21 protein-coding genes and 6 tRNA genes are annotated in these 24,988 nt (G+C 38.4%); 17 read left to right on the top strand and 10 right to left on the bottom strand.

Annotated elements, in window-relative coordinates:
* Positions 1-11 precede the first annotated feature (11 nt).
* Together GO593_RS03100 and GO593_RS03095 are read right to left on the bottom strand one after the other, a co-directional pair.
* Positions 12-1,130, bottom strand: a complete 1,119-nt coding sequence (locus tag GO593_RS03100) for an efflux RND transporter periplasmic adaptor subunit (RefSeq protein ID WP_001260821.1) — start codon at positions 1,128-1,130, stop codon at positions 12-14.
* 59 nt (positions 1,131-1,189) lie between these two features.
* Positions 1,190-1,828: a hypothetical protein gene (locus tag GO593_RS03095; RefSeq protein ID WP_002027721.1), complete on the bottom strand. Its 639-nt coding sequence runs from the start codon at positions 1,826-1,828 to the stop codon at positions 1,190-1,192.
* A 282-nt stretch (positions 1,829-2,110) separates the two neighbouring features.
* Here GO593_RS03095 and pilG point away from each other — a divergent pair, with 282 nt between their 5' ends.
* The 6 genes from pilG (at position 2,111) to GO593_RS03065 (ending at position 10,730) form a co-directional block, all read left to right on the top strand.
* Positions 2,111-2,494, top strand: coding sequence for a twitching motility response regulator PilG (gene pilG, locus GO593_RS03090; RefSeq protein WP_000389061.1), 384 nt, complete (start codon positions 2,111-2,113; stop codon positions 2,492-2,494).
* A 23-nt stretch (positions 2,495-2,517) separates the two neighbouring features.
* On the top strand, positions 2,518-2,880 hold the full coding sequence (locus tag GO593_RS03085) for a response regulator (RefSeq protein WP_000101096.1): 363 nt from the start codon (positions 2,518-2,520) through the stop codon (positions 2,878-2,880).
* A gap of 60 nt (positions 2,881-2,940) precedes the next feature.
* On the top strand, positions 2,941-3,477 hold the full coding sequence (locus tag GO593_RS03080; RefSeq protein WP_000729758.1) for a chemotaxis protein CheW: 537 nt from the start codon (positions 2,941-2,943) through the stop codon (positions 3,475-3,477).
* Between the two features lie 46 nt (positions 3,478-3,523).
* Complete coding sequence (locus tag GO593_RS03075; protein WP_000505931.1) at positions 3,524-5,602, top strand: methyl-accepting chemotaxis protein; 2,079 nt, start codon at positions 3,524-3,526, stop codon at positions 5,600-5,602.
* A 146-nt stretch (positions 5,603-5,748) separates the two neighbouring features.
* A complete protein-coding gene (locus GO593_RS03070; RefSeq protein ID WP_000658883.1) occupies positions 5,749-10,269 on the top strand; it encodes an Hpt domain-containing protein in 4,521 nt (1,506 codons plus the stop codon).
* Positions 10,266-10,730 carry a hypothetical protein gene (locus GO593_RS03065; RefSeq protein WP_000678928.1) on the top strand — a complete coding sequence of 155 codons (465 nt, stop codon included), beginning with the start codon at positions 10,266-10,268 and terminating at the stop codon, positions 10,728-10,730. Before GO593_RS03070 ends, GO593_RS03065 begins: the two co-directional genes overlap by 4 nt.
* A 38-nt stretch (positions 10,731-10,768) precedes the next feature.
* Here the strand turns inward: GO593_RS03065 and dapE are convergent, their stop codons facing one another.
* The 3 genes from dapE to GO593_RS03050 all read right to left on the bottom strand — a co-directional run bounded on the left by dapE (position 10,769) and on the right by GO593_RS03050 (position 13,178).
* Positions 10,769-11,902 (bottom strand): succinyl-diaminopimelate desuccinylase, encoded by a 1,134-nt coding sequence (gene dapE / locus GO593_RS03060; protein WP_001016574.1) that lies wholly within the window; start codon positions 11,900-11,902, stop codon positions 10,769-10,771.
* 125 nt (positions 11,903-12,027) lie between these two features.
* Positions 12,028-12,171 carry an entericidin A/B family lipoprotein gene (locus GO593_RS03055; RefSeq protein WP_001984826.1) on the bottom strand — a complete coding sequence of 48 codons (144 nt, stop codon included), beginning with the start codon at positions 12,169-12,171 and terminating at the stop codon, positions 12,028-12,030.
* A gap of 98 nt (positions 12,172-12,269) precedes the next feature.
* On the bottom strand, positions 12,270-13,178 hold the full coding sequence (locus GO593_RS03050; RefSeq protein ID WP_001017531.1) for a DUF1853 family protein: 909 nt from the start codon (positions 13,176-13,178) through the stop codon (positions 12,270-12,272).
* Positions 13,179-13,282: 104 nt separating this feature from the next.
* Between GO593_RS03050 and GO593_RS03045 the strand changes: the two genes are divergently transcribed.
* From GO593_RS03045 to GO593_RS03010, 8 genes are all read left to right on the top strand, one after another.
* Positions 13,283-13,651, top strand: a complete 369-nt coding sequence (locus tag GO593_RS03045) for a YbaN family protein (RefSeq protein WP_001259501.1) — start codon at positions 13,283-13,285, stop codon at positions 13,649-13,651.
* Between the two features lie 89 nt (positions 13,652-13,740).
* Entirely contained in the window at positions 13,741-14,244 is a 504-nt protein-coding gene (gene elsL / locus GO593_RS03040) for a cell wall-recycling L,D-carboxypeptidase ElsL (protein WP_000077301.1), read from the top strand.
* A 206-nt stretch (positions 14,245-14,450) separates the two neighbouring features.
* Positions 14,451-14,526, top strand: a tRNA-Val gene (locus GO593_RS03035).
* Between the two features lie 24 nt (positions 14,527-14,550).
* Positions 14,551-14,627, top strand: a tRNA-Asp gene (locus GO593_RS03030).
* A gap of 47 nt (positions 14,628-14,674) precedes the next feature.
* A tRNA-Asp gene (locus GO593_RS03025) sits at positions 14,675-14,751 on the top strand.
* Positions 14,752-14,772: 21 nt separating this feature from the next.
* Positions 14,773-14,848: transfer RNA gene (locus tag GO593_RS03020), tRNA-Val, on the top strand.
* Positions 14,849-14,887: 39 nt separating this feature from the next.
* Positions 14,888-14,964: transfer RNA gene (locus GO593_RS03015), tRNA-Asp, on the top strand.
* Positions 14,965-15,030: 66 nt separating this feature from the next.
* Positions 15,031-15,106, top strand: a tRNA-Val gene (locus GO593_RS03010).
* A 209-nt stretch (positions 15,107-15,315) separates the two neighbouring features.
* Here GO593_RS03010 and GO593_RS03005 read toward each other — a convergent pair.
* The 4 genes from GO593_RS03005 to yccS form a co-directional block, all read right to left on the bottom strand.
* Complete coding sequence (locus GO593_RS03005) at positions 15,316-16,101, bottom strand: YdcF family protein (RefSeq protein WP_001198160.1); 786 nt, start codon at positions 16,099-16,101, stop codon at positions 15,316-15,318.
* Between the two features lie 126 nt (positions 16,102-16,227).
* Entirely contained in the window at positions 16,228-18,774 is a 2,547-nt protein-coding gene (locus GO593_RS03000) for a PepSY domain-containing protein (protein ID WP_000473047.1), read from the bottom strand.
* 157 nt (positions 18,775-18,931) lie between these two features.
* Complete coding sequence (locus GO593_RS02995) at positions 18,932-19,507, bottom strand: SdpI family protein (protein WP_000125649.1); 576 nt, start codon at positions 19,505-19,507, stop codon at positions 18,932-18,934.
* A 100-nt stretch (positions 19,508-19,607) separates the two neighbouring features.
* The gene (gene yccS, locus GO593_RS02990; protein ID WP_001984830.1) at positions 19,608-21,782 is read right to left on the bottom strand and encodes a YccS family putative transporter; all 2,175 of its coding nucleotides are present in this window, start codon (positions 21,780-21,782) and stop codon (positions 19,608-19,610) included.
* A 127-nt stretch (positions 21,783-21,909) separates the two neighbouring features.
* Between yccS and GO593_RS02985 the strand changes: the two genes are divergently transcribed.
* The gene (locus GO593_RS02985) at positions 21,910-23,124 is read left to right on the top strand and encodes a multidrug effflux MFS transporter (RefSeq protein WP_000003698.1); all 1,215 of its coding nucleotides are present in this window, start codon (positions 21,910-21,912) and stop codon (positions 23,122-23,124) included.
* Positions 23,125-23,151: 27 nt separating this feature from the next.
* Here the strand turns inward: GO593_RS02985 and GO593_RS02980 are convergent, their stop codons facing one another.
* Positions 23,152-23,856 (bottom strand): nitroreductase, encoded by a 705-nt coding sequence (locus tag GO593_RS02980; RefSeq protein WP_001047591.1) that lies wholly within the window; start codon positions 23,854-23,856, stop codon positions 23,152-23,154.
* Positions 23,857-24,366: 510 nt separating this feature from the next.
* Between GO593_RS02980 and GO593_RS02975 the strand changes: the two genes are divergently transcribed.
* Entirely contained in the window at positions 24,367-24,570 is a 204-nt protein-coding gene (locus tag GO593_RS02975) for a hypothetical protein (RefSeq protein ID WP_002073137.1), read from the top strand.
* Between the two features lie 182 nt (positions 24,571-24,752).
* Positions 24,753-24,893, top strand: coding sequence for a hypothetical protein (locus GO593_RS02970; protein ID WP_000490937.1), 141 nt, complete (start codon positions 24,753-24,755; stop codon positions 24,891-24,893).
* The last annotated feature ends 95 nt before the right edge of the window (positions 24,894-24,988 follow it).

Raw genomic sequence — 24,988 nt, 5'->3', positions numbered from 1 at the left:
TATTTGCTACCTTATTTATTTTTTTCGGTTGTAAGCGTCACTTTTTTATTGATATCAGAATCTTCAAACTGGATACGACTTACCTGATCTGTACTTTGTAAACCCTGAACTAAAGCGATATTTTCGTTGTATCGTTGTTCAACCACTCGAATTTTGACTTTCTGAATCGTTTGATTGCGTATTACCCATACAAAAGGATCATGTTGCAGATTTTGAATACTATCTAAAGGAATGGTTTGTCCCTGATTGCTATCATTATGCAAAATAATACCGTTAATGAACGCACCAATACTTAATGAATCAATCGCTTCTTTAGGGCTCGCAAAGAATTCAATTTGTCGGCTATCTTGATCTGCTACAGGTGAGATACGAGTCAGTATGGCATGTAATTGTTTCGAGTTACCCTGAATCTGATACTGGATAGAGCTACCTACTTTTAAGGCAGATTGTTGTTCAATAGGTAGTTTCGCTTGTATTTCTAATTGATCCGGATTAACGATTTCAAATAATGTTTGTCCAACCGAAACGGTTTGTCCCGGTTCAACTTGTCGTTTTGTAATAACACCTGAAATGGGGCTGGTAATAATACCGTCTCGATCAGCTTTTTTAGCAATATCCACATTGGCTTGTTGAGCTCTAACACTTTCAAGTTGACCTTTATAATCCACCTGACTTTGCTCAAACTCTACACGGGCAATAAAGCCTTGATTGAGTAATCTTTGTTTTCGATTCATCAAATTACGTGCAAGTTCTGCTTGTGCCTGAGCAGAAGCAAGATTAGCCTGTGCCTGAGCTAAGCGTGCAGCGTTGTCTTGATTATTTAATCTAACTAAAACTTGGCCTTTTTGTACCTTTTGACCTACATTGGCTGTAACGGCAGTCGCTGTTGCACTAACTTGGGCTTGAATAGAACTTTGTTGTACTGCACGAATAGTTCCTGTAAAAGCGGTTTGAGCGGCGAGTGAGCCTTCTTTTACAGGAATTAAATCTTGAGGAATGAGTTCAATTTTTTTAGGTTCAGATGCTGTTGTTTTTGGTACTTCTTGCTGGTTACATGCAGCTAAGATTAAACTCAGACTGATCAAGCTTAATTTAAAAAAAGTAGAAGGGGTAAGATGCGTTGTGCGCATACAGCATCATCCTGTAATTCAAATTTTATTTTGCCCCTATTCTTGATAAAGCTGTAACCTTATTCAAGCTTTTTTAAACGTTCGATAATATTTTCATAATCTTTATTGGTGCGATTATAGGTTTTCGAAAGTATTTCAAGTGTTTGTTTAACCTTATTAATATTCATAAGATTGTTTTCAATCAAGGTTTTATGTCTTTCGGGAACTTGTTCACCCTTACGAAAATATTCCATTTCTTGCCGTTTAAATAAAATTTTGTCTTGTTGTAATTGACTCAGTTGGTCCTGCTGATAATTTATTTGTTTTTTAATTGCCAATAATGCTTGGTCTCTTTTAATCGTCGCAGTTTTACTATTGCTATATGCTCTTTTTAATTTGTTATCTTCTTCTCTATATCGAGCTGATAATGCACGCTGTGAGGACTGATTTAAATCGGCTTCAGAATTATAAGGATGATTTCTTTTAATGACCTGCATATTCTGATCGAGTGCTTCATATCCATAGCGAATATGAGCCGGCGTTACGGATGTACTAATATTCGCAATACCATGCTGATCATAATAACGATACCAGACAGCTTTAGGAGCAGCATTTGCAGCCAACGTTGGGGAAGAGAAAAACAGTGCTCCGCAAGAGGCAATGCCTATAGATACAGACAAGCAGTTCCTATAAAAGGCATATTTCATCCGCTTATTCATAAAATTCCCCAAAAAAGAAAGGTAAGTCACTTATTTTTAAATAATTAATCTTAAATATATTAGTTATTATTTAACTGAATAAAAATATCAACATTATAAAAAAAATGATAATTTTTTTGAAAGTGTGATGAGGTTAAAAGTTATTGTTTATAAATGAGAAAGTAGACAAAAAGCTTACATTGAAAATAGAAGTATAGATATGTTAAAAATGCGTATAAATCTGTAAAAACAAATTTAAGTTAAATTGCATTTATATTTTATGTTATGGGGATGGAAGATTAAATGGAAGATGCATTCCAAAATCTGAAAGTAATGGTTATTGATGACTCAAAAACTATACGCCGTACCGCAGAAACTCTATTGCAACGCGAAGGTTGCGAAGTGATTACTGCTGTCGATGGATTTGAAGCTTTATCTAAAATTGCTGAAGCGAATCCGGATATTGTTTTTGTAGATATCATGATGCCTCGTTTAGACGGTTATCAAACTTGTGCTCTGATTAAGAACTCTCAAAATTATCAGAACATTCCCGTTATCATGCTCTCTAGTAAAGATGGTTTATTTGATCAGGCAAAAGGGCGTGTGGTAGGTTCAGATGAATACTTGACGAAACCTTTTAGCAAAGATGAATTGCTAAATGCGATTCGTAATCATGTAAGTTCATAATAAGTAATTTGAGGGCAAAAGAAATGGCACGTATTCTCATTGTTGATGACTCACCAACAGAAACTTTTCGTTTTAAAGAAATCCTAACTAAGCATGGCTATGACGTACTTGAAGCATCTAACGGTGCAGATGGTGTGACTTTGGCAAAAGCTGAGCAGCCTGACTTGGTATTAATGGATGTGGTCATGCCAGGTGTAAATGGTTTTCAGGCAACGCGCCAGATTACCCGTGATGAAGACACGAAGCATATTCCGGTGGTGATTGTGAGTACTAAAGATCAGGCAACTGACCGAGTATGGGGTAAACGTCAAGGCGCAATCGATTACTTAATCAAGCCAATCGAAGAAAAGCAATTAATTGATGTAATTAAACAATTTCTAAATTAACTCATCCATCCATAAAAACATAAATAACGGGATAAATACGCCCGTTTTATAGGATCGAGTATGGCAGCGAATGGATTTATCGAGTTACTTCGTTTGTCTAAACGGGGTAATAAGAATTACGCTTCAGTTCAAAATGAAGCACAGCGATGGTCAGGAATTGCTTTTGAAATGAGAGGGCAATACTTCGTCGCACCACTTGGGGAAGTGTCAGAAGTTATCTATCCACCGAAATATACACCAGTTCCAAATACTCAAAGTTGGGTCAAGGGATTGGCAAACATTCGTGGAAGGTTACTTTCGGTATCTGATTTGGCTCATTTTATTTCAGGGCAGCGGAGTTCATTTTCGTCTACCCAAAAAGTGCTGTGTATTAGCCATCATGACCAATATGTGGGGTTGGTTGTGGATCAGGTTTTGGGGATTCAGCACTTTAATAAAAAAAGTTTTTTTTCTGAGAGTTTAGACTTAGGGGAAAACCTAAAAGAATATTGCCAAGGGTATTTTCACCAACACAATCAACATTGGCATGTCTTTTTATTTAGTCGGTTATTGCAAAACCCACACTACATGAACGCATCGACAAAATTTATAAACTAATTTTTATGCTGTGAATGAACAGCGTATTTTTCTGGGGAGAAGCTGTATGGGCTTTAAACTTAAAAAGAAAAGTGGCAATCGCGGTGCTACCGGAAAATCGAGTGTCAATTTTATTGCAAAAATCCAGTCAAAAATTGAGCAGTTTGCCAGTTTATTTGGGGAAAGTGAAAAGTCCAAGCCTATCCTTTATGCAGCGCTGTTATGTTTAGTATGTGCGTTAATTTCATTAGCTTATCTATTTTATAATGTACCTCGTCATAACCAGTTAATTCGAAGTCTTGGTGAGTTACGTCTGTTATCTCAAACCATTTCTAAGCAAGCAACTGAAGCAACAGAGTCGGGTTCTCAAGAGGCGATCACAAAGCTACAGCAATCTAAAAAAGACTTTGATGAGAACTTACTTGAAATTGAAAATATTCACGGTAAGTCGACCGATGAATATCAAAAAGTTGAGAAAATATGGGGTGAGGTTTCAAAAAATATTGATTTGATTTCATCACATCAACGAGTTCTTAACCAGTTATATGATACCAACATCTCGATTAGTGAAACGGTTCCAGAGATTCAGGCAGAATATAACTTGATGGTCGACCAAATGGCTCGCCAAGGTTTGCCAAGTAGTCAGGTAATTATTGCTAAAAACCAGGTATTTATTGCAGAACGTATTTTACGTTCGATTAACTCGGTGTTAAGTGGTACAGACGGAAATGTATCAACTAGTGACTTTAGTGTCGATATTGAGACTTTTGGTACCTATTTAAATGCTGAACTGAATGGTAATGCCGAGTTAGGTGTTGATCGTATTGCTGATCCGGCTTTACGTGAATCTTTAGAAAGTATTAAGTCTGAATATGACAAAGTCTTAAAATCTGCTGCTGCAACGGTATTAAAAAATGGTAGCCAGATTGTCAATGTTCGTCAGGCTTCTTCTCAGATTTTCTCTAAATCGGATGTAATGTTGGAAAGTCTAGGACATTTATCTGATGTTGCAAGAAAGAACTGGCTCACCTTATTTTTAGGTGCTGTTCTTATTCTTTCATTAGGCGGACTAATTTTCTCTGTATTCAAGTTAATTACACTACGTAGTGTAATGGATAAGCAACGTGTTGCTCGATTACAGGAAGAATATGACCGTAACCAGAATGCGATTTTACGTTTACTTGATGAAATTGCCGATTTGGCGGATGGTGACTTACGTTCATATGCAACTGTATCTGAAGACTTTACGGGTGCCATTGCCGACTCGATTAACTTCGCAATTGACCAACTGCGAGATTTGGTTTCACGAATTCATGAAACCTCTCAGGAAGTTGCACGCTACACACAAGATACGCAAAGTATTACTAACCAGTTAGCAGAGGCATCAGAACATCAGGCACAAGAAATTGCAGGTGCTTCTACTGCCATGAATGAAATGGCACAGTCAATTGACCAAGTATCTGCCAACGCTTCTGAATCTGCGGAAGTAGCACAGCGTTCAGTACAAATTGCATCAAATGGTGCACAAGTGGTAAATCGTTCAATTGAAGGTATGGATACTATTCGTGAGCAGATTCAGGAAACTTCTAAACGTATTAAGCGCTTAGGTGAGTCTTCTCAAGAAATTGGTAACATCGTATCGCTCATTAACGATATTGCAGACCAAACGAACATCCTTGCATTAAATGCAGCAATTCAAGCATCTATGGCAGGTGAGGCTGGCCGTGGTTTCGCCGTGGTTGCCGATGAAGTACAACGTCTTGCTGAGCGCTCAGCATCTGCAACCAAACAGATCGAAACACTGGTTAAAACAATTCAGACCGATACCAACGAAGCCGTTATTTCAATGGAACAAACAACGACGGAAGTTGTACGTGGTGCGAATTTGGCAAAAGATGCGGGTATTGCACTGGATGAAATCCAAAAAGTATCGGGTGACTTGGCAAAACTGATTGCGAGCATTTCCGACGCAGCAAAACTTCAGTCAGCATCTGCGAGTCACATTGCAACCACCATGACGGTTGTACAAGAAATTACTTCGCAAACAACAACGGCAACGTTTGATACTGCTCGCTCCGTATCAGAGTTGGCGAATATGGCAGAGTCATTACGTGAGTCAGTAACGGACTTTAAATTACCTGACTAAATTGGGGGATAAGAATAGCTATTCTCATATCGCTATTCTTTTAAAAGTATGAGCAGCGCCAGACAAATATTGGGGAGATAGTTATTTTTCTGGTGTTGACTCTGTAGTTTTCCCCACTCAGGGGGTAAGCAAAAGAAGCCTTTGCTATGAAAGAAATATTAAAAACTTTAACTGAAGCAATGACGCTACCTGAAGATAGCTATTCTGAACAAGATGCTGAGTTTCTTGAGATCTTCATTGAAGAAATTGAAGAGATTTTTGTTGATTTGCAACCTTTGATAAATAAATGGATGCAGTCTGAGAATATTGCTAAGCTCACTGAAATTCGTCGTCATTTCCATACCTTAAAAGGTTCCGGAAGAATGATTGGCGCTAAATCTTCAGCTGAACTTGCCTGGACAGTCGAAGATACACTCAACCGGGTAATCAACCAAAGCTTACAATTAACGCCAACTATCCAGAGCTATGTGCAGTTAGTATTTAAGTTCTATTTCCTTAAATTAGTAGATAATTTTAAGCAAAAAAGAGCACATACCTTAGATTTCAGACCTCTTATTTTATTAGGTCAACAACTACAACAACAGCAAAGTTTAGAACCAGCTTTAGAAGAGCTTTTACAACTTTCAAATACGCTTACGGCCGAAACAGTGACTGGTCTTGAGCTAGATTATATTGAACAAGATTCGTTAGCCGAGCCAATCATTCAAGCTACTCATACTGAAATTGAAATAAATCTAGATGAAACTTTGACCTTATTTATGGAAGAGGCGGAAGAACATTTAGCCACGATTCATCAATTTTTGGATCAAGAGTTACATCAGTATGACAGTTACAATGCTTTAATACGTGCTTTACATACTTTGCGTGGTAGCTCTGCAATGGCGCAGGTCGAAACAATTTTCGAGGCCAGTACCAAAGTTGAGCATTTATTTAAAATACTACTGCAAGAAGAGTTATCTTCTCACTCTGAAGAAATTTTATTATTACAAGAATATCGTGAGTTTGTTCGAGATAGCTTGGAACTACTATCTAGATATAGTTCAAGTGAACAGCTCGAAGCGAGATTGCAGCAATTTAATCAATCTTGGGATGCATATGTTGAGCAACATGGTGACCGAACAGATCCGTTAATGCCTTCTCATGGCTTGGTATCGCAATTATTACAATTAGATGTTTCTGAATTACTGGATGCAGAATTAGATTTTGAGAAGGGTATTCGTAATGAGTTTCCTGATTATCTTGAACGCCTAAGAGAACAGGCTGATTTATTACTGCAACATACACATTCTCAAGCAATGTTGGGTTTACATGAATATACCAGCCAACTGAAAGAAAGTTATGAAGTGCTGCTTGATAAACCTGCTTTATTACAATCGGACTATATATTTGAAATTTATCAAAAAGCGCATCAACAACTCATTCAATTATTTGATGCTTTAGCTGCTGGTCAGCGAGTCGGTGTTGTTAAGCAACACCAAAGTATTTTAGAAGAATTAAAACTTTATACGCAGTACACTCCAGACATATCAAATGACCTGCCTCAGCAGGATTCGACATCTTTTGAACCAATATCCAATATTGAACCAGAGCCAGAAGTAGTAGCTACTGTAGAGAATTTCTCAGACTCTGCAGACTGGGCGGTATTAGGTCAAAGTGTGCAGCAAGATCGACAATATATTTCATCTACACAAGTGAATCGAAATTTTGATGCTGATCTTTTAGATATCTTTCTTGAGGAAGCTGAAGAATTACTTGAGGGAATTGATACCGATCTTAATATTTGGGTAGGTGAGCAAGAAAACTTTGCAGCTCTGAACAACCTAATGCGTTATTTGCATACCTTGAAAGGGGGAGCAAATATGGTTCAGGCAACGTATCTTGGTTTGATTGCCCATGAATTAGAAAGCATTTATGAGCGTTTAATTCAAAAGCAATTAGTAGCAACTTCAGATTTAATTGATTTTATTCGTTTGGTTCAAGATGACTTGGCTGATCGTTTACAAATCATGCGTGAACAACAACTAGATTATGCAGCTCCTTACACAATTAACGCATTAAAACGAGCGGGTCAAAACTCTAACTTCCAACCTGTATCAGTGGTTGAGGCATTTGATGCTGAAAGTGAGGTATTCTCTGAGCAAGAGGTGATATCTGAAATAATAATAGATGAGATACCAGTAGAACTTGAACCTGCTCTTGCAAAGCTAGAAACTCATCACGATCAGGTATTCGATACAGCGGTTACCGAGTTAGCTACTCCAGTTGAAGTAATTACCTCGGTTACATCGCAAGAGAATGAAGTTGCAGCTGATGAACAGGACATTGATGCTGTTGTTGAACAGACCTTCCTAGAAGAAGCTACTGAATTGTTAGAAATGGCTGAGTCGCTATTAAAACAATGGTTTGAACAGCGTACAAATCGTAGTATTTTGCTTCAGCTACAAAGAGCCGTGCACAGTTTGAAAGGTGGTGCACGAATGGTGGGTTTAGAAGCCGTACAAGCAATTGCCTACCAACTAGAAAATGCTTTTGAACAATTTGCGTTGCATCACTTCAATTCAAATATTTATGATCATTTATTAGAAAGTGCAATTGCATGGTTAAAAGATGCAATTTTCAACCACAATTATCAGCATTTCGATGGATTACAGCAAAGTTTAGAAAATATTCAATTCTTTGAAACTACAATCCAGATTCCGACTAAGTTAACTAGAGCGGACTTGTTTAGCTCAGAACCAGTGATGACCTTTATACAAGGTGATGGTACAGAGCCTCCACCAATGATGGGAGCGTGGGAGCAAACAGAGCGTCTGGATCAGAATAATGAAATGATCCGTGTCTCAGCCGACTTAATCGAGAAAATGATTGATTTGTCTGGTGAAAATTCCATTAACCGTTCACGAATTGAAATGGACCTAAGTCAGTTTAGCCATACACTAGTTGAAATGGAGTTGGCGATTCAACGACTTGCCGATCAGTTACGACGAATGGAAGGTGAGTTAGAAACACAGATTATTGCTAAACATGGAATTGAACATTCTCGTTATACCGACTTTGATCCGTTAGAGATGGACCAGTATTCATCTTTAAATCAATTGTCGAAATCGCTTGCTGAATCTGCATCGGACTTGGTCGACTTTAAAAATACGTTATCTGACAAAATCAGAGATACCGAAAGTTTGCTTTTACAACAATCACGAATTCAAGCGGAAATTCAAGAAGGTTTAATGCGGACACGTTTGGTCCCATTTTCGCGTTTATTGCCGCGTTTACAACGAATTGTTCGTCAGACGTCTACAGCATTGAATAGACCTGCTGAGCTTTTCGTAAATAATACGGAAGGTGAGTTGGACCGCAACATTTTAGAACGGTTAGTGACTCCGCTTGAGCATATGCTCAGAAACGCAATTGACCATGGTTTAGAAGACCGAGCGCAGCGGCAACAAGCAAATAAACCGGAAACAGGGCGTATTGAGCTTAATATTCAGCGTCAAGGTACGGATGTTGTGGTTGTCTTTAGCGATGATGGTCAAGGTATTGATGTTGAAAAAGTACGTCAGAAAGCACTCCTTGCCAGATTGATCAAGCCAGAACAAGACTTAGAACAGCAAGACATACTGCAACTCATTTTCCATCCAGGTTTAAGTACAGCAGAGCAAGTCACTCAGATTTCCGGACGTGGTGTAGGTCTTGATGTCGTGCAGAGTGATATTAAGTCTTTGGGGGGACATGTCAGCGTTGAATCCGTCTATGGGCAGGGAACAACATTTACGATTCGCGTACCGACTACAGTAGCGGTAAGTGATGCCTTAATGGTGAAAGTGGCAGATCAACAATTTGCGATTCCACTCGCTCAAATCGATCGAATTATTCGAGTGTCACCAGCCTCTTTAGAGCAGTATTTTGAAAGTCCTCAAGAACTATTTGAGTATGAAAATAAACGTTATCCATTACGTTATCTTTCTGAATTTGTTGGTAACCAACCCATACCACGTTTAAATGGTGTGATGTATTCATTACCTGTGTTAATGATTAAAGCCAATAATGGCCAAACTGTGGCACTACTTGTTGACCAGTTAATTGGCTCTCGAGCACAAATTGTAGTGAAACCAATTGGTCAACAGTTCTCTAGCATTGGAGCAATTGCAGGCGCCACAATTTTAGGTGATGGACAGGTCTGCTTAATTTTAGATGGACAAAATATTGCGCGACAAATTCAGTCAACTCAGCGTCATAAACAACTTAGTGAAGCAGTGTATAGACACCGAGAGTCTGATGAACGCCGCCTCATCATGATTGTAGATGACTCAGTAACTGTGCGTAAGGTCACTTCCCGATTACTTGAACGCCAAGGCTATGATGTGGTTACGGCTAAAGATGGTGTTGACGCCATAGAACAGCTAGAAAATATTAAGCCAGATTTGATGCTACTTGATATTGAAATGCCACGTATGGATGGTTTTGAGGTTCTCAATCTTGTACGACATCATGATATGCATCAATACATGCCAATTATTATGATTACTTCCAGAACAGGCGAAAAACATCGTGAACGAGCATTCTCGTTAGGTGTAAGTCAATATATGGGTAAACCTTTCCAGGAAGAAGAGTTACTAGAGAATATCGATGCTTTACTTGTAGCGTCTGAAAGTGAGGTCAAATCATGAAAGGTAGTGTAAATACATCATTGATCGCTAATATGGACCAACAAGAGCTACAGCATCTTATTACAGTTTCAACTGGTTTTATTGACGCTTATATCATTGAATGTAACGATCAGGTACCTATGCTATTGCCACAAAACATTGTGTTGTCTGCCATGGATGTAAAAAATGGCGTAAAACATATTGAATGGCATGATGTGAAGCTACCGGTCTACTCAGTACATAACGCAATTGATCAACATGCAGTAGCATTAGTGATTGAAGGGGAAAATATTAGCCAACGTTTTGCATTAATCTGTAAAACTATGCCAGTTTCTACTCGTCTGCGTATTTCTGAAATTGTCGATGAAATGGATGAGCATGAGGCTGAACAATATCCAGCAGTATTTAAATATGTGCGTATGCAAGATCAACGCTACTATATACCTAACTTAAAATATATTGAAAAATCACTTGGCTTATAAAGGAAAAAGGAACTCTTTTGAGTTCCTTTTTTATTTTATTAAGCTAATAAATTTTCTAAAATTTGCTCATAAATATCAGTTAATGGATCAAGATCATGTACATCAACATGTTCATTAATTTGATGGATAGTAGCGTTTAGAACACCGAGTTCTAAAACTTGTGCACCTGTTGGCGCAATGAAACGCCCATCAGATGTACCACCACTTGTTGAAAGCTCAGTCTCAGTACCAGTCACATTTAAAATAGCAGTTTGAGCTGCGTTAACTAATTCACCTACTGGAGTTAAGAACGGTAAGCCAGACAAATTCCAGACAATTTCATACTGTAAGCCATGCTTGTCTAAAATTTCATGAACACGTTGTTTAAGTTGTTCTGCTGTAACCTCGGTTGAATAACGGAAATTAAAAGTAACTTCTAAAGTACCAGGGATCACATTGGTTGCGCCAGTACCTGCATGGATATTTGAAATCTGGAATGAAGTTGCAGGGAAATACTCATTGCCATTGTCCCAAACTGTTTGACACAACTCAGCTAAAGCTGGCGATGCTTCATGAATTGGATTACGTGCCAAGTGTGGGTAAGCTACATGACCTTGTTTGCCTTGAACCTTCAATACAGCATTAAGAGAACCACGACGGCCATTCTTAACAATATCACCTAATTTATGAGTACTTGATGGTTCACCGACTAAACACCAAGTAATTTTTTCATTACGCTTTTCCAGTGTTTCGATGACTTTAACTGTACCGTTAACAGCAGGACCTTCTTCATCTGAAGTAATTAAAAAAGCAATTGAACCTTTATGGTTTGGGTGTTTTGCTACAAAACGTTCAGATGCAACTACCATTGCAGCTAATGCAGTTTTCATATCTGCTGAACCACGACCATATAATTTGCCGTCGCGAATTTCTGGTGCAAATGGGTCTGAATTCCAAGCGTCTAAACGTCCTGTTGGTACTACGTCGGTATGACCAGCAAAACAAAATACAGGGCCTTCGGTTCCACGTCGAGCCCATAAATTATCGACATCTCCAAAGCGCATAGGTTCAATATGGAAGCCAACTTTAGCTAAGCGGTCAGCCATAATAGTTTGGCAAGTATGATCAATAGGAGTAACAGAAGGCTGTTGTAAAAGTTCTAAGCTAAGCGAGAGAGTGTCTGAGTGGTTCATACCGGAAATTGCGTACTGATGAGGTGAAATATAGTCCGATATAATAGGCGAATCTCTAAGGGATGGGTATTTAAAAATAAAAAAACCTTATCGAAACGATAAGGTTTTTAAATGTTAAGCATAACTTACATTTTATTTTCAGTTTTTTGTGCGGTGTTAGTTACAGCATCACCAGCTTTAGAGACATCTTGACCAAAACCCTTGAACGTATTACAACCTGTTAAAACAAATGCCACCATTACAGATGCGACTAAAACTTTTTTCATCATTTTCTCCGTATAAATTTAATAATGAAGTAAATTTAGATTAAAAAACAAACGGAAAAAGAAACATGATTGTTTAATAGTAAAAACGTTATAAATTGTTTCTATAAGGACGTGGTCTCTTGTAAAACACCGTTATTTTTGATGAGAGAAGGTTTTAAGCTTAGTAAAGCAGGGTGCCTGAACATATAAAATCGGGTTTCATTAATATTTTGACAATATAGGCCATCAGTCCACCAATAAGCAGTGTTTGAACTCGCTTTTTGATGAGGACAAAGCCATTCATGTCTTTCTAAGCGGTAAAAGTCAGATTTAGGGATTTCTGTACCCCAAGTACCTAAGCGACGTTTTAAATTTATCCATTCAGGAATAGGCTGTTCTTGAGGTAAATTTAGAGGAAGATAAAGTTGTCCTTTTAAGACAGCGAAACGTTGTTGAACTTTAAACCCTAAAGCTTCTGAAAATTGAAATTGTTTGTCAGTAAAGTGGTAAAGCTTTTTACTTAAAGTATCTTGTCTATTTAAACCAATCCATTGTTCTAAATTTAATTGACCTTCACCTAGGTAATATTTTAGAGCAACTTCCCAATGTTCAATTTCTTGAGTATTTTGATTTAAAACTAAAAAATCGAGTTCACCTAAAGTTTTTGCTCCATCAATTTTTTGAATGCTATGGCCTAATAACTGATAAGGATGATATTGATCTTCTTGTAGCCAAAACCAAAGTAAATTTTCAAAACGTAAACCTAAGCGTGTGCTCTTAAGCCGAGACATAAATTGAAGTAAAGGTTCTGGTGCTTCATCAAGCTGCTTTAGGCGGGGTAAGTAATTTTGAAAATGTTGTTCCCAATTTTTATCTGTATGTAATTGAAAACTATGTCGAATAGTAAGGCTGCAGGGAAGTTGGCTAAGTAGATTCGGGCTGGCAATTGTAAAGGCCAATTGTCTTACCATTGGGTGACTGAACTGTAACCATGGCTCAAAATAGGATGTTTTAATTGAGGCAATATTCATACGTTGAGTACTCGAAATAATTCATCCAAATTTCATGGTCAATCAACAAAACAATACCAGAAAAACACTTTATACTACGAGTAACAATAGCTTAAGGTTTATATATGCGAACATTGTTTTGGCGAACTCTGGTCGTGATTTTTATCACGCTTGGTATTATTGGAGCAATTTTACCAGGCATGCCGACAACAGTGTTTCTTATTCTGGCTGCTTGGGCGGCCTCAAAAGGGTGGCCTCAGATGGATGCGTGGTTGTTAAACCACCCCAAGTATGGACCAACCCTGCGGGACTGGCGAGCAAATGGGACAGTACCGCGTAAGGCAAAGTGGATTGCAACCATTATGATGACCGCAAGTGGTATTCTGATGCTGTTTACTTCGGCGCCGTTTTGGGTCAAGGTTTTTACCGATACTACCATGCTTGTTGTTGCAATTTGGTTATGGCTACGTCCTGAGCCAAAATTAAAAGATTGATAATCTTTTAATTTTGGCGCAAGACAAGCTTCCCCATAATTTTTCATTAAAGCTCAAAATAGTTGAGTTGATATAAGAGAAGAAATTCGATGTCCCAATTTAAACTTGAAGATGCAGATATTCTTATCGATTTAGCAAATCAAACTTTAAGCTTACCTAAACATAATAAGTTTTACGTGGTCTCTACTGGCAAAAATGGAATTGGGGAACAAGAAAATACGGGTAAAACCCCACGTGGATGGCATCGGGTTGCTAAGAAATTTGGTATGCAATCTCCCAAAAATGCAGTTTTTATTGCACGGCAGCCCACAGGTGAAGTTTATAGCAGTGAATTAGCCGCACAATTTCCTGAGCGAGATTGGATATTGTCACGCATTCTTTGGTTAGATGGCTTAGAAGAGGGCTTTAACAAAGGCGAAGGCCATGACACGATGCAACGTTATATCTATATTCATGGTACGCCTGATAAAGAACCGATGGGGGTTCCAATGTCACATGGGTGTATTCGAATGCGTAATGAAGAAATCATTGAATTGTTTGATTTAGTCTCTGAAGACGCATTAGTTTATTTGTCTGAACAATCTTTAACCTAAAATAGGATTTTAAAGATTATTGTTTAATTAGCCGAATGATCAAAATATTAAAATAAGTGCTTAAATAAAATACAAAAAATTGTTTTTTACTTAATAATGACTTATTTTTAATCATTCATTCGCATTTTTTTGAAAAGTTGTCGAAAAGCGTTTGACACCTGTTAAAGATTCTCTATAATGCACCTCACAAACGATGAAGACGTTAAGGGCGCTTAGCTCAGTTGGTAGAGCGTCTGCCTTACAAGCAGAATGTCGGCGGTTCGATCCCGTCAGCGCCCACCAAGCCTTTACGTTAAGATCTCAAGTGCAGCGGTAGTTCAGTTGGTTAGAATACCGGCCTGTCACGCCGGGGGTCGCGGGTTCGAGCCCCGTCCGCTGCGCCACTTAAGACTTAACATCGTTTACCCCACAATTGCGATATTGTGAAAGTGCAGCGGTAGTTCAGTTGGTTAGAATACCGGCCTGTCACGCCGGGGGTCGCGGGTTCGAGCCCCGTCCGCTGCGCCACTTTTATAAAACGCTTTTGCAGGGCGCTTAGCTCAGTTGGTAGAGCGTCTGCCTTACAAGCAGAATGTCGGCGGTTCGATCCCGTCAGCGCCCACCATAATTTGTGACCATACTTTATTTTTAAAGTATTGCAAGTGCAGCGGTAGTTCAGTTGGTTAGAATACCGGCCTGTCACGCCGGGGGTCGCGGGTTCGAGCCCCGTCCGCTGCGCCATTCTCTTGATTCCCTGATCTAGAGGATGTAATGTATAAAGACTGCGATTGTTGTCTTTTTCAATCAGGGCGCTTAGCTCAGTTGGTAGAGCGTCTGCCTTACAAGCAGAATGTCGGCGGTTCGATCCCGTCAGCGCCCACCATAATTTTTTCAAATTTAAAAAATTAAATACACTAATTTATTTGGTGTTTTTTGCGTTTCTGCTCTTCCTGTTTTTTATCTATCTATTTTATCTCTTTTTTAGTTAACCCTCTCTTTTCCATACTTAATTTTTGAGTTCAAATTATTATTACTATCGAGTTTAACTAAAGCTGCCATGCTATAAAGCGATAGCAGCTTTCTGAACCAAGATTAATACTCGTTTAGAAGCCAGCCACTAGCGTACGCAAAATATTCACGTAGCCAAGCGTTGTAGCGAGTAATTAAAGGTGTTTCTGCAGCGACCATATAAACCTGTGTATAGCCTTGTTTCTTTGCAATAGCTGCAGCTCGTGGTGTATGGAAGTCACTTGTAACAATTGCAATAGGTTGATTAACACTAATATGAGCTTGTTCAAGTAAAGGTTTACTATTTTTAAGATTAAGTTCTGTACTTGTGCTTTTGTCTTCAAGGATCATTCGGTCTTTTGTTATATGAAAATGTTGTTTCAAGTAGCGTGACATGACTAATGCTTCAGGTTCTTTTTCTGAAAAGTCCAAACCGCCTGTTAAAATAACCTTTGCTTGCGGTTGTGAAAGGGCAACTGGAGCTGCTGTGTCAAGACGCTTTGCAAGAATAGCTGAAGGCTCTCCATTTTCGACACCACTTCCTAAAACAATAATTGCTTTAACTGCGGGGAGATTTTGACTTGCGTCTTTATTTTCTTTAATAAAATTAAAAAAATAGCCTAAGCCAATTAACCAAATCCAGAAACACAACCACCCAAAACGCCAAAGAGTATGAAGCCGATAGTGATAGAAGAAAAACCGTTCTAAATGATAATAAAATAATGCATAAAGACAGAAGAATGCTCCTAAAACTAAAGGAACAAGTGTGCCTACATGAATTTTATTTAGAAAAGCTAGAAATAAGCCATCCAAAAATAAAATTGAACCAATGACTGCTAAGAAAATCCGAATCCACTTACTGACTTGCATTGTGTTTAAAGCTGCAATTTAAATTGCAGACAGTGTATGCAAAATCATTCCAAATTCAATGCTGATTGTAATAAAAAGCCGAGTAAAGCATTTTGGCTATTACTCGGCTTTGTTATTTATTGATATTTAATAAACATCACGGCGATAACGGCCTTGTTGTCTTAACTCATCGACTTGTTCTTCGCCTAAAATATGAATAAGTGCTTGATCGACTCCACTTGCCATCCCATCAATACTGCCGCATACATAGAGTACTGCACCGCGTTCAATCCAGTTGACTAACTCTGCTGCATTTTGTCGGATGATATCTTGAACATAAACACGTTGTTCTTGATCACGTGAAAATGCAAGATCAAGTCGTTTTAACATTCCCATCGTTTGCCAAGCTTCAATGGTTGATGCATAGAAGAAATCATGAGCACGTTGGCGTTCACCGAAAATTAGCCAGTTTTCAGTATAGTTATGGCGAGTTCGTGTATGAAGTAAACTCATTAAACCCGCGATTCCCGTTCCATTACCAATACAAATAATTGGACGATTATCATCAATCAAATGAAAAGACTCATTGGTACGGATACGCAGTGCAACATTTTGATTAATTTCTGTATGTTGAGTCAGCCAACCTGATCCTAAACCTAAATTACCAGACTCATCATATTGTTGACGAACAACTAGACGTAATACTTGCTGAGAAGGGATGCTAGCAATGGAATATTCTCGCGTTGGTAGGGTAGGGAGTTGTTCTAGTAAATGGTCCAGATTGGCAAACGGTTCAATTTCACCAGTTAAATCTTTATTCCAAAGTGCCTTTTCAATAGAAACCTGTAGCGAGTCTACCACTGCATTTTTAAGAATGTGATGATGCTGTAAAAACTTATTAATACGTTCAGGGCTGTTACCTGGTTGTATTTCAGCAATGTCTCCAGCTTGCCATATAGCTTCATGACTGGCAGTAAGTTCAATATTGTAGGCAGGCTGACCTAGACTATTTGGATTGAGTAAATCACGTTGTTGTAATGTCCAATTATCAAACACTTTTTCGATATTAACAGCATGCAAATCTAGTTTGGTTGCTTTTACAAGCGCCTGATTCCAGTTTTGAATATCTGCCGGATTTGCATTATCTACTTCTATAATATCGAAGAGGGCTTTGGCACCATTGTTTTTAAGCCATTCATCTACTGTGTGGCCAAAACTACAATAAGTATCCGGATATTCCTTAGAACCTAAAGCTAATACTGCATATTTGACATGTTGAAGTTCTAAGTTGGTTTTTAATAACTTTTTAGCAAAATTAGAAGCTAAGTCAGGTGCTTCTCCAGTACCATAGGTGCTAATCACAAATAATATTTGTTCATGTTGCTGTAAATCAGCTTCGGTTAGTTGTTGTACAGATTTAACCTGAACTGGTTGATGCGCCTCTTGTAAGCTCGTTGCCGTACTCCACGCGAGTTGTTCCGCAACTCCAGTTTGGGTGGCATAAGTGATTAACCAAGGCTTAGCATTTTGATCGATATAATGGCCTGCTAAAGACTGGCGAGCCGCTTGAGTAAGTTTTTTCTGCTTACGGCGTTTAAGGTAAAGCATCCATCCGGTAACAAAGAATAATGGCATGGCTAAAGAAGCAAGCATCGCCACAAATTGATAAACTGGTCCGAAGAAACTACCTCGGTGCACAGGTAACATACTGCTCATAATTTTTTGATTAAGCTTTTTATCTTCATAAAGCTCCATTTTTTCAATATTGGCAGTTTTATAGTTATAGACAGCTTGGTTACGTGCACGTTCATGTTGTGGCGTTGCATCTACAAAACTTAATTCAATTTTTCCATCATCTTTTTTAGGTAAGTTAACTGTTAAAGTCGAATAATCACGTCCAATCTGATTATTAAAACCACTCCAAGTTTGGTTAAGTGCGGTAATCAGTTGAGCATTATCTAGTTGAATTTTAGGCAATTGATCTTTATTTCGCCCAGATCCACTATGGCCTTGCATTTTAGGTTGTTCTACACCTAATACTTTGAACATACCACTACGCCACCAGTCATATGACCAATATAGACCTGTACATGCAAAAAGAAGATAAAAAACAATAACCCATGTACCTACAACAGCGTGTAAATCCCAAATAAAATTTCGACCTTTAAGTTTGGGCTTAACAGCAAGCCATTGACGTGCAGAGTGCTTTTTCGGCCAGCGTAAATATAATCCGCTCAAAACAAAATATATGAGCATTAGGGCACAAGCACCGGTAATTTGTTTACCGAACTCACCAGCAGTTAAGTTTCGGTGAATTTGTTGTATTAATAAAAGTAGTTTACGACCTTGTACCTCTGGTAATACTTGAGCTGTATAAGGGTTAACCATCATATTGTAGCCGCGTCGTTCGCCTTCTTTTTCAATGTTTACTACAGATGAGGCGGTAGGATCTTTGGCAATTGTAATGCTATTAATTTTAATTTCAGGCTGGATTGTTGTGAAATGCTGGTAAAGCTGAGCAGGGGTAAGCTTAGGTGAGCTTTGTGCTTGCACAACATAACTATCTGTGTTTACCCATTTTAAAATTTGCTGATCATAAGAATAAATTGCGCCTGTAACACCCATAATGGATAAGATGAGGCCAGCACTAATACCCAGAAACCAATGAATTTGAAATAAAAACTTTTTAAACATGGTCGAATAATGTAAATATGATGGAGATCTTGTAACGAAGTATAGCCGAAGATTGAGTAGATAATATGGATTTTGGAGATAATATTAATTTTCATTATCATTTATTTTTAGCATAATAAAAAACCTCCTGTAAAGGAGGCTTTTTAAAGAGGTGAAATTATAAAGTTTTCGGTTCACCTACACTTTCTTTCAAATGCTTACGAATTGTATTGAAAGAAAAGTTTTTAGAGTCCATACGTTTAGGCAATATATATGCACCTTGTTGTTCCTGACCTTTAGGATCTTTTACTTTAAAGTTAACTAAAATAAAGTCAGGGGTGTTGTACCATTCATAGATATTTTTCCATCCGATAGTTCCAACGCCTTCTTGTAAGCCCATTTGCTGGCGCATTACGATACCGTGAGGTTGTACACCTAAGCGAATACCTTTGATTTCCTGCACAGGAAACTCATTCATCTTACGCTTAACGTACCATTCCAAACCATATTTGCGGCCTAGGTAATAAAGTACTACACAGACAATAGCAACCCAGCAAATCACTGTAGAGTAGTTCTTGATAAAGATAAGACCTAAAATCGCAAGGGCTAAAATTACGCCCATAATCGCCCAGATTTTTGTGCTGATTTTATTGGTGCTGCGCCAGATAAGAAGTTGTGCATTACGTTGCTCAGCTTCTGATACCTCGTAAGGAACAGGCTGAAGCGTATAAGCATATAAAGTTTTCGCGGTCATAGTGCAAATAACAAATTGTAAACTGTTTTAAGTTTAGCATTAATTGGCATAAGTCAGGAAAGGATATTATGCCAATTTCATACTAAATTCTGACTCAAATTTATAATGATGCAAGTTCGCTAGCATCATTATCCAGATCATGACTTAGCCGTTGTTTTAACATACTAAATCGATTTAATACACTGAGCATCAGCGATAATTGCTGTAAAATAATGAGCGATTTTTGGTCATCTTCATCATTTTGGCTTAAGCGCTGACGTATCGTCTGTAGCATATTTTGTGCCGTAAGATCAGGCATTTCATCTCTTAACAAAGCACCTTGTATATCATCTAAAGCTTGATCTAATACGTTAAGAACCGCTTGATCCTGAATCTTTTCTCGATGTGCTCCAAGTGCTGCGATATAACTTAAAAATGTATGATTGAGGCATAAAAATTCAAATATATCGGATTTACGAGTAGGGTCGAAGTCTGGCTCTGTTGCTAAAGTAGAAATAAGCGAAGCGACTTCTGCATCGGTATTATGTGCTGCTCGGCGGACAATACGGTAATTGAGGGCATGATTATGTCCTTCATGATATTGTTTTACCACTTCAGCTAAATAATTACATTGTGCTTGTAAGGAGCGTCGAATACTGCGTGGGAGGCGACGGAATTTCCAGTCAGGCCAAATAAAGGTCACGCCAAACCATGCTAACGCACAACCAATTAGGGTATCAACAAACCTAGGAATAGCTGCAGCGACTGCTGAACCGTCCAGATTAAAGTTAATTAATGCCAAAATAGTAATAAAAGCGGTTGCTTGAGCATATTGCTTACTACGTAACTCGAAAAACAGTACGCCACTCAAAATTAGCATGACTAATTGCCCTTCCACAGAAGGTACTAAAAATACTATGCTAAGGCCGACAATAATCCCGACTAATGTACCTACAATACGTAAACGTAAGCGACGTTTTGTTGCGTTAAAGTTAGGTTGGCTAACAAATAAAGCAGTCAACATAATCCAGTAGCCATATTCGATATGGGTCATTTGAATAAATACATATCCAATAAAAAGAACAATCGAAACTCGTATGGCATGACGGAATAGTACAGATTCAGGTGTTAGATTTTGTTTTATTCGGACAACAATATCATTCCAACCTTTTAGATCATCATCTTTAAGTTGGTTTTCAGCCTGCTTTACTTTGTCAGACTGAATATGCTGTTCCGTTTCTAAGTTGAGTAATTGTGAGTCAATAGACTTTAAGTTTCGGTATAAGGCAAAAAGAGCATTTACCCACAATAAGTCATACTGCTGATCATCTCTTAACTTTACTAAAGATAAGCGTAAATTCTCGAAACTCTGCTTAAAGCGTTTGTTATGGATATAGGGTTTACGCTGTAAAATACATTCATTTAGCTCTTGGCAAGCTTTACCCTGAATTGCCAAAATGCGCTGAAACCTAAATAAAATATCACTGTGCTGGAAAATTTTAGCTAATTTTTGATAGTCGATATGGGCAGAATCTGCACGTTCATGGATATCTTGTGCGACAAAATAATAATGTAGGCTACGGCGAGTACCTTTTTGTCCACGGTCACCCTTTAAACGGGTTAAAAGGGCGGTTTTAAGATCATTAAAAATCGTTATTAATTTGCCATTTTCTAATGAAAGATCAATCATGCTTTGCTGATAACTCGCAGGAGTCATATCGACATCAAACAAATTAGATTTGGCAAACAGAAAGTCGCCTAATGAAGCATAAGAGGCCGCAAGTTTATCTTGGAGCTGGCGAACCGGAAATAATAAAAAGCTAATGGTTGCAATAAGTCCGTACCATGCTGCTCCTGCAACCAAAAGCGCTGGCTGAATATACCACTGGTCAAATAAATGAACTCCCAACATGGTATAAACTGAAACAACCAGACATCCATAAGAAATTGTTGCGTAACGGCGACCTAATGACCCGAGTAAAATCCAGCCAATACAAGAGGCAATCAGCCCTAGCGCAAAAAGCATTGGATAAGGGAAAAGTAATTGCACGGAAGCTGCGGTAATGAAGAAACCAATATAGGTGTAAATCAAATTCATGATTCGCACTGAAAAGCGATCATCAATATCACTTAAACCAGCTGCGACCACACCTAAAGTGAGGGGAATAGTTGCTAATTGATGTCCTAGAAAATAAGGCACGAACGCAGTTCCTGAAAAGGCAATCAGCATCCGCACGTTATACATAAATGATGTGTTATAAGTCGCTCTTTTTAGGCGTTTAAACCAAGATTTCAAATGAAGTCCTTGCTGATCAACCTGAGTGATAAAGGATTTGCGTATTTCTACACCAATGTTGCACAAATCATACGATAGACAGTGTAAGCTTGTCTGTATGCAAATGATTGAAAAATGAAATATCGTTATGTCTGAACAAACAGCCCAGCGTCAATATTCTATTGGCTGGATTATGTTGCTCGCTTTACTCACGGCTTTAGGGCCATTATCCATTGATATGTACTTACCTGCGTTGCCTCAAATGGCCCATGATTTTGGGGTGAGTACGCAAATGGTAGCAAACACATTGCCAGCTTATTTTTTTGGTTTAGCCATTGGACAACTGGTATATGGACCTTTAAGCGACCGTATTGGTCGAAAAAAGCCTCTTTATTTTGGGCTTGCGCTTTATGCAGTTGCAAGCTTGTTCTGCGTGCTCGCTACAAATGAATGGAGCCTAATTGCTGCCCGTATTTTACAAGCCTTAGGTGGTTGTGTGGGGGTGGTTATGGCTCGTGCTGCTATACGCGATAGATTAGATGTCCAAGGCTCGGCACAAGCTTTTTCAAGCATGATGATCGTAATGGGCTTGGCACCTATTTTGGCACCGATGATTGGGGCCTGGATATTAATCTGGTTTCCGTGGCAAGCGATTTTTATTGCGCTTTCAATTGTAGGGGCAATCTGTTGGCTATGTGTACATTTCTTTTTTAAAGAAACTTTGGCAATGGATAAGAGGCTCAAGTTATCTCTATATCAAGTGGCTACCTTATATGGTGCTATTTTCAAAGATGCAAGCTTCCGTTTACCTATGTTTGCAGGATGTTTAACAGGTGCAGCATTATTCTGTTATATCAGCTCAGCTCCAGCCGTTTTTATGGATCAATATGGCTTAAATCAGCAAGAGTTTGCTTATGTATTCGGGCTCAATGCTTTTGGCATTATGTTAATGTCATCTTTAAATAAGCACCTAACCACACGTGTTGAAATCACTAAGCGCTTAAAAGCAGGTTCAATGGTACAAGTGACAGGTGCAAGCATTGTGTTGATTGCTGGCTTAATTTCTGCAGCACCTTTATGGCTAGTAATGTTAGGACTGTTCTTAGCAATTTCAGGAATTGGTTTAACTGGACCAAATGCTATGGCTCTAGCCATGTCAAAGCAAGGTGCTCGTGCAGGAACAGCCAGTGCAATTATGGGCAGTATGCAATTTGCTTGCGGTTTATTGGGTGGAGTACTGCTTAACTTCCTTATTTGGTCTGCATCACTCAATATGGGAGTGATGATGGTGTTATTTACATTAAGTGGTTTTATTGTTGTTTTAAAAGCGATTCGACAAGCAAAAAGCCAATCACTCTCTTGATTTTAAGAGAGTGATTGGCTTGCATCTTTAATCAAGAAAAACTGCAAAATTCTCAACAGGCTCTCTAGGCGTAATAAAGGTATTCACAATATGTTCAGGGTCGGCATGACCTAGTGCAATTGCACATACCAACTCTTCGTCATCTGCTGCGCCTAAAATATCTAACACTAGCGGATGGAAATGGTTCCAAGCTGCTTGAGGACAGGTGTCTAATCCCCGAGCCTTGGCAGCGACCATGACATTTTGAATCATCATGGCGATATCCATTTTGGAACCAATTCCCATTGCTTTATTGACTGTAAAGAAAATTCCGACTGGAGCATCAAACAGTTCGAAGTTACGTAACTGCTGAGCAGCCATTTTTTCTTTTTCACCTTTTTTAATATCTAACAAACCGTAGAGTCCCCAACCATTTTCACGGCGGCGGTCAATAAAAGGAGAGACCCATTTTTCAGGGTAATATGCAAAAGTTTCTTTATATTGCTCTGCAAGTTCGGGATTTTTGGAAACCTCAATCTGTGCTGCACAAACACGCTCTACCATTTCATCACGTTTATGACCTGTGACTACATAAACTTTCCATGGTTGAGTGTTGGTACCGGAAGGTGCTCGACTTGCGACTCTTAATATATCTTTAATGACTTCTGGCTCAATGGGAGTGCTTAAAAAAGCACGGACAGAATGTCGAGAGGTAATTGCTTCGTCAACAAGGCGGACTTGTTCCAAATTCATGAGTACTCCTGATCTTTTCCCTCAATATTTAATACTTTTTGAGATGCAATTTCATCTGCTGAAATTGCTGTATTTATAAGCAAAAAATATTAGAAAACAGATATCCTTATATATATGATTAATGACTTGGGTAAGACATGATGTCTGCTCAATGATAGTTCGAATATGCCACTTTAGGCTTAAAATGGTAAAGTGGTGTGACTTTGATAGTCATTCAATTAAAACCAAAATAAGGGTTGAGTAAAAATCGCTCAATTAGAAAAAAGGTATAATATGTTTAAAAACAGTACAAAACAGATGTTTTTGTATAAAAAATAATCTTAAGTTGCATAAACTTTTAATGAAAAACATACACAAAATTTTAAATTTCTGCATAATACCGACTTTTTTACGCAGGTATGATTTCTCCATACTCACGTTAGGAAAAAAGTAGTGGCTGCAAATAAAATACTTTTACAGAAAGGATTTTGTGCAGAAATGGAGAAATACACGAGGTATAAGGAGCTTTACATGAGTTTACCGCTCATCAACAAGCAGTTCATGAAACAAGGATTGGCGATTACCATTGCAACCATGAAAATGAACGTAACTCACGCAACTACTGAGCCACAAGAAATACAACAGCTTGGTAAAGATCTCGATGCACTCTTCTTTAATGAAAAAGAAAAGGGCACAGATAGTCGTGTTATGACCATGGCTTGTTACAGTCTTTGAAATTTAAATCCAGTTTAGACATTCGCCCAAAAGTATATGTAAATATGCTTATTGGCTTAAATCCAGTTTTTATAACTCGATTAATTGATGGGAATCATTAAACGAGCTGATTTAGCGGTGGTCATTTGTTAGTTTCCAAGTTTGTAGCCGAGTCGATGCATTCTGTTCACCCAAATGGGAATATGTTCAGTGGTGCGATGAATTTATTTTATCTGAAGGGTGCTTTCTCTCATGTAACCTTCAAAGGCTTAGTGCTGGGCATGATGTTGCTTAAACTTGTGACGGTAATTGCTATTCAAGTGACATTAAAAGTTTTTCCTTAAATGTACTGAAGAAGTCCCTATTTTTAGGGGCTTTTTTGTTTATTGCAGTATTTTGGCTTGTGCTAATAGCACATTAGCAAGAACGTAAGCGGACC

This window comes from Acinetobacter baumannii, assembly GCF_009759685.1.
Classification (GTDB): Bacteria; Pseudomonadota; Gammaproteobacteria; order Pseudomonadales; family Moraxellaceae; genus Acinetobacter; species Acinetobacter baumannii.
This window is presented reverse-complemented; position numbering and strand designations above follow the sequence as displayed.